Origin of the sequence: Faecalicatena orotica (assembly GCF_905197545.1) — a bacterium.
In the GTDB taxonomy this organism is placed as follows: domain Bacteria; phylum Bacillota; class Clostridia; order Lachnospirales; family Lachnospiraceae; genus Faecalicatena_A; species Faecalicatena_A orotica.
On sequence record NZ_CAJJZH010000016.1, the window covers coordinates 42,170 to 49,088 of the forward strand.

4 protein-coding genes are annotated in these 6,919 nt (G+C 46.8%); all 4 read left to right on the forward strand.

Annotation, left to right across the window (positions count from 1 at the left end; genetic code table 11):
* Positions 1-73: 73 nt before the first annotated feature.
* Entirely contained in the window at positions 74-1,276 is a 1,203-nt protein-coding gene (gene dcm, locus ABIN22_RS22230; RefSeq protein ID WP_346911336.1) for a DNA (cytosine-5-)-methyltransferase, read from the forward strand.
* 68 nt (positions 1,277-1,344) lie between these two features.
* Positions 1,345-2,304 carry an amidoligase family protein gene (locus tag ABIN22_RS22235; RefSeq protein ID WP_346911338.1) on the forward strand — a complete coding sequence of 320 codons (960 nt, stop codon included), beginning with the start codon at positions 1,345-1,347 and terminating at the stop codon, positions 2,302-2,304.
* 7 nt (positions 2,305-2,311) lie between these two features.
* A complete protein-coding gene (locus ABIN22_RS22240; protein WP_430517213.1) occupies positions 2,312-2,824 on the forward strand; it encodes a gamma-glutamylcyclotransferase family protein in 513 nt (170 codons plus the stop codon).
* 75 nt (positions 2,825-2,899) lie between these two features.
* Positions 2,900-6,919: SpaA isopeptide-forming pilin-related protein (locus tag ABIN22_RS22245; protein ID WP_346911329.1), on the forward strand; the 4,020-nt coding region annotated here is incomplete at its 3' end.

Sequence of the window (6,919 nt, forward strand, 5' to 3'; positions counted from 1 at the left end):
AGGAAGAGACGGTGTGGAGAAATCCATGCCGTTTCTTTATCGTTAATGAGGAGCAACCATATAAAGGAGGTCGATACATGCAGCCATAAGATTTTTTGATTTATTCAGCGGGATTGGAGGATTCCGCGAAGGACTGACCAGAGCCGGGGGATTCACCTGCATAGGACATTGTGAAGCGGATGTCCATGCAGATAAGAACTACCGGGTACTGTTTGATACGGAAGGAGAGTGGTTCTGTAATGACGCAAGAAACATTGACACAGGAGACATGCCAGACTTTGATCTGCTTTGTGCAGGATTTCCCTGCCAGTCATTTTCAACTGCTGGAAAAAGGGGAGGCTTTGCAGATGCCAGAGGGACGCTCTTCTTTGAAATTACCAGACTGCTTAAAGACAAGCGGCCTGAGTATTTTCTCCTTGAAAACGTACCCGGACTGCTATCACATGACAAGGGGCGGACGTTTTACACCATCCTTAGTGCACTTTCTGAACTGGGGTATTGTGTGGAATGGAAAGTGCTTAACAGCAAGGATTTCGGAGTCCCGCAGGCAAGAAAGAGAGTGTATATTGTCGGATATCTTGATGGACGATGTGCCGGAAAAATACTTCCTTACCCAGGAGCAAACCCGGCAGCTCCTATACAACTCCTTCCGGGCAGGCAGGGGAGCAGAGTCTACCACCCTGCAGGAGTGAGCTGTACCCTGACATCAGTAACAGGTGGGATGGGAGGAAAGACCGGATTGTACGAAGTGGGTGTGCCGATTAAGGAAAACACCAAAAAGGGATATAAAATGGCCTACCCTGGCAACAGCATTGACCTTGGGTATGCAGGGATAAATACCAGAAGGGGCAGGGTAGGAGAAAGAATCGCCCATACACTGACCACTGGCAGTTCCCAAGGAACCCTGCATTCGGCAGACCTAAGTGCTCTGGAGAAAATGGGGACAAGGGCTATTTATACCCCAGATAGGGCGAAACCCCGGCAGAAAGGAAAAGGACACAGAGTGAGGGAACAGGAGGAGCCAATGTTCACGCTCACAACGGTAGACAGGCATGGTGTTATCCATCATGGGAGGATCCGGCGCCTGACACCGAGAGAGTGTCTGCGTCTGCAGGGGTATTATGACAGGCAGATTGACCGAATGGAAGCAGATACCTCTGACTGTCAGCTATATAAGCAGGCTGGGAATGGGGTCACGGTCAACGTAGTGGAAGCCATTGGGAGGCGGCTCCGGGAAACAGACATGGAAGTAAAGAAGAAAAAACAGGAGCTTTAGATGGAAAAACAGGAATTTGCTACAGGGAAGAAGTCAGGCCACATTCTGAAAAGTAAGAAAGGTAGTGACTGCTTATCGATTTAAAAGAACAATACTATGGCACAGAGATTGAAATGACCGGGCTCACCAGAGAGCAGGCAGCTAGATCAGTTGCAGAGATGTTCGGTACGACACCATACTATATTGGTACTTACTATAAAACTTGGGGAGTCACGGATTTAGAAGGGAAAGAATGGAAATTTACTTATGACAGAAGTATCCATGCCCAAAGACGGGAAGGCAACCGTTATATCTATGCAGGAGACAGCTATAAAACAGAGATGGTCAGTCCAAAGCTGGAATACTCAGAAATGGCAAAGCTGCAGAGTGTTGTGAGATGCTTGCGTAATCATGGAGGGATGGTAAACGCATCTTGTGGGATGCATGTCCATGTGGATGCAGTAAACCATACTCCGAGAAGCCTGAAAAATGCTCTGACCATCATGTATTCTAAGGAAGATATCCTATTCAAGGCGTTAAAGGTCAATCCGTCCAGGGTAGAACGGTGGTGTAAGAAAGTACGGGAAAATGTGCTGACAGACATCCGCAAGATGCCGTCAGGCAACATGTCGATGGATCGACTAAGGAGACTTTGGTATGAAGAACCGAAAAATAGTAACTATTCCCACCGCCATTATGACTATACAAGATATTATGCCCTGAACCTCCATGCGGTGTTTGACAAAGGAACAGTGGAATGGCGGTGTTTCAACAGTACGCTTCATGCCGGGAAGGTGAGGGCAAACATTACGCTTGCCCTTGCCATTTCTGCACAGGCAGTCAACCAGAAATGTGCCCACATGAGAAAAACCGAGATCACGGAGAATCCCTGTTTTACCTTCCGGACCTTCCTGCTTCGTCTGGGGCTGATCGGACAGGAATACAAGAATGTCAGGGAACATCTGCTTGCAAATCTGGAGGGTGACAGGGCATGGCGGTATGATAAAAGCAATTATGCGTGTCTGAGAAAAAATGAAGATACACGGTAGGAGGTGTTTGAATATAGAAGAGAGATATTATTTTGCCTATGGCAGCAACACGAATTTAGAACAGATGGACTTCCGGTGTCCAGAGGCTGTAGTTGTTGAGAATGTCCGTCTGGAAGGCTACCGTCTGGCATTTTGTGGAAGGAATCCGGGAAATGGAGTGGCAACAATCCTTCCGGAGGAGGGAAGCCACGTAGACGGTGTGCTTTGGAGGATCACTCCACGCTGTGAAGAGAATCTGGATCGTTATGAAGGGTATCCGCACCTGTATGGAAAAGAGACTGTCCGTGTTCGTAATACAGAGGGTATACAACAGAATGCAGCGGTTTATGTCATGAATGCCCCTTATAAGGACTGCCCGGCCAAACCTTCAGATTTTTATTTAAAAGGGATCCTGGAAGGATGCAGGCAGAACCAGCTGCCAGTGGAACCTGTCATGGAGGCTGTGAAGCGCACGAAAAAGGAGCTGGGACAACAAAAAAGGAATAGCAGGAGCCGTGCCGAAAATGGACGGAGCAGATGACCGCAGGGAACAGGTATCCCTGCGGTTTTGCAATATAAAAGGGCACCTGTGTCAGCGGGTGGAAAGGAGCATGATATGAAAATCAAGAACATGAAAACGAGGGCAGTGGCATTGGGACTTGCCCTGCTAATGGGGATGAGTACACTGGGAAGTGCTGTGACCTATGCAGCCGAAACAAGTGAAGCATCCGAAACTGCCGATGAGCCAGCAGCGGTCGAATTGGCAGATACAGAACCGGCAGCGGCAGAAGAAAAAGCAGCGGTTGTGGCAGAAGATATTACAATGGATGTGTCGGATGACACATTTCTGGTGGAAAGCTGTATGGATGGGATTACTTATAATTCCAGTCAGGAAGAAGTGACACTTGCAGAGATTAAAGCAGAAGATGGCAGTGCATACCAACCGGATCAGGCAGGAACTTATATTGCCAAATACATGGTTGTTCCCAAAGACAAAAGGGATCCTTATTTTGTTACCCGTAAGGTTATTCTGACAGATACAGAAGGGCAGGCCCATACAGAAGATAACGGCGGAAAGAAACAGAAAGAGGACACCAATTCTGAAGAAGACTCGGAGGAGGCTGCAAACTCACAGCCGGAGATTCAGGTAATCAGTACCGATGAAAAGGATACAGACGAAGCACTCCAACAGCTAGAGGACAATATTGTATCAGGGAACGTTATGATATTTTCTGGCGCAGAGACCAATTTTACAGCCAGATCAGGCGTCACCTTGGAAAAGGGAGAAGATATTTACTACCCTAGCTATATCGGTAATTACCTGACGTGTTGGTTTTGGGTAAATGGGAAGGTTGCATATTGCTTGGAATCCCACAAAGCAACTCCTCCTACCGGCGAGTATATAGGACAGGTACTAGATTCCAATAAAGCACTGCAGAAAGTCCTCTATTATGGATATGGCGGTGCAGGGGATGTAACAGACAGCTATTTATCTGGAAAAAGTGCGGAGGAAAAATATGTTTACACCCATATCGCTGCCAGTTATTCTTATGCAGGGGAAGCAGCATTCACAGGATGTGACTATAATGATCTGGTCAATGCAGGGGTGATCGCTTATATTGATTACCTGACCGGGGTGGAAGAGCCGCCAAAAGGGGAACTGTCCTTGTCGAAAACAGATGTAAAGGCCGTCCGCAGCGGTAATGTACAGAAGACTCCGGAAATGAAACTGAATGGAGATCACAGGAACCATATCTCCATTACGATTCCCAAGGATGTGACGGGATATAATCAATCAAAAGGAACTTCAGCCACAAATGGAAAGCTTCAGGTCTATGGAGGAGATACGTTCTATATGGAAGCCAAGATGACAGTGACTGGAAATTATACATCTGGAAATTTAAAGGGTTCTGTCGGAGAGACATGGAGAACACTGGTACTCACAACAGGAGAAGCCAATCAGGATATCGGTGTCTTTGAATCCGAAAGTGCACAGCCTGTGAGTTTTAAAGTTGACTGGCTGGGATTGGCTAGGATTGATCTGGAAAAGAAGGATGCGGAAACGCAGCATGTACTGTCAGGTGCCATATATGGAATTTATACGGATTCCGCATGCCAGAATCCTCTAATGCAGATGCCAGCCACCGATGCCAATGGGAAAGCAGTCAGTGATTATTTTGATGCAGGCTTAAAAACTGTGTATGTAAAAGAAATCACAGCCAGACCCCTGTATACCATTGATAAAACCATATATCCGGTTCGGGTTTCAGCAGGAAAAACAGTTCAAATTGATGTTGTGGATACTCCGGTAAAAGGGAAAGTTACAGTGAGAAAGGCAGACATCGAAACCCAGACCTTCCTTCCCCAGGGCAATGCCAAGCTGCAGGGAGCAGTCTACGGGCTGTATGCGAAAGAAGATATCCAAAAGCCGGATGGGTCAGGTGTTCTGTATAAGAAAGGAAGCCTTATCCAGCAGAAAACCATTGGGGAGAGCGGAGAGCTCGTGTTTGAGGACCTCTGTCTGGGGGAAATGTTTGTAAAAGAACTCAGTGCGCCGGACGGGTACCTTTTATCTGCGGAGGAGATGGATGCCACTCTGACCTATGCGGGACAGGAGAAAGCTGTCGTGGCGAAGACGGTTACCGTGTATGAGCAGGTACAGAAGCAGGCATTCCAGATCATTAAAGTATCAGAAGATGGAAGTCAGACAGAGACAGATTTGGTTAAAGGGGCTGAATTTACAGTCTATCTGATCAGTGAACTGTCTAAAGTAAGAAATGGAAGCCTGAAACCGTCTAATGGGTCAAGCTATACAGCGGAAGATTTTACAGCCTATGATTTTACCGGGGAAAAGCCAGCAGTAACTTATGAAAATGGTAAGGCAGTCAATGTTCCTGTTTTAGTGACCGATGCCAAAGGATATGCGAAAAGTGTGGAGCTACCGTATGGCTCTTACGTCTGTGTGGAAACAAAGACACCGGCGAATCTGAAACAGGTCAATCCCTTTGTTGTCACAGTCGACCGTGACAGCCGCGAGCCGCAGCAGTGGCGTATCTTTGATGACCGACCGTTTGATTTTTTGCTAAAGATCATCAAGAAGGACGCACAGACAAACCAGACGGTTCTGAATAATTCCGCCATTTATAAAATTTTTGATTGTGAGAAGGAGGAATATATAGAGCAGACCATCAACTATCCGGAAAAGAAGAAAATCTCAGAATTTTCCACCAACAGCGAGGGATATCTAGTCCTGCCGCAGGCATTGAAAGCAGGACATTTCCGGATTGAAGAAATCTCTGCGCCGGATTCTTATGTGAGGCAGGGGTTTGAACAGAGTTTAACAGATGGTGATGCGGCCATATCTCCACTCGATATCACAGATAAGGGCGTCTATCAAAAGAATCCAAAGGAAGGGATTGAACTGGTCATCAATGCCGATACCCCGCACCAGATCGATCCGGACACCGGTGCCTATCTCGTAGAAGTTACCCAGTATAACGATGAGCAGGTAGGAAGTCTGACACTTAAAAAGGTCGGGGAAAAGCTTATAGAGGTAAAAGGGGAATCCATTCTTGAAAAGGTGGCAGGATTTTTCTCTAACCTGAAAGATGCAGTCATCGGGGCAGAAACCGACAGCACAGGGGTCAGGCAGGAGTTTGTCTATAAAGAGGCCGGTGTGGAAGGAGCAGTTTTTGAATTGTATGCAAAAGATACGATTTATTCCCCGGATGGCTCCACAGATGAAAATGGGAATCCCATCACCCGTTACCAGAAAGATGATCTGGTGGCAACCCTGACAACGGATGCCGATGGGATCAGTGTAGTCAACAACCTGCCATTGGGCAGTTTTTATTTGAGAGAGACCAAAGCAGGAGATTCTTTTGTTCTGAATACAGAGCAGAAAGAATTTACCTTGTCTGCGGAGAATGATACGGCTGCAGTTGTTTACGAAACTGTGGATTACAAAAACGAACGGCAGAAAGTGGAACTTTCCATCCAGAAAAAAGACAGTGTATCCGGTAAGCCTCTGGAGGGTGTTGTTTTCGAATTATATGCAGGAGAAGATATCCTGTCTGCACAGGGAGAGGTACTGGTTCCAAAGGATACCCTGATTGAAACGAAAGCCACCGCAGAGGACGGGGCAGTTACTTTTGACAGCCAGCTGTGTCACGGAAAATATTATGTGAAGGAGCAGCATGTGCCCGGATATCTGCCTAATGAGGAGATTTGGGAATTTGAAGCTGTTTATGAAAATCAGGATGACAGTATCATCAGCCTCACAAAAGAAGTGGAGAACCAGCCCACAGAGACGCATTTCACTAAGACAGACCTGACTACTGGGGAAGAAGTGGAGGGAGCCACCTTACAGATTCTTGACAGTGAAAAGAATGTCGTGGAAGAGTGGACCAGCACAAAAGAGATGCATGTGGTCTATGGTCTTCCCGCAGGTGATTATATTCTGCATGAAGAGCTGCCTCCCCTTGCAGATGGATATGTTTCTGCAACAGATGTGGAATTTACCGTGTTGGAAGACGGAAGTATTCCAGAGGTAGAGATGAAGGATGAATACTCTAAAGTGGAGATATCCAAAACGGATCTTACAACCGGGAAAGAACTGGAAGGGGCAAAGCTGCAG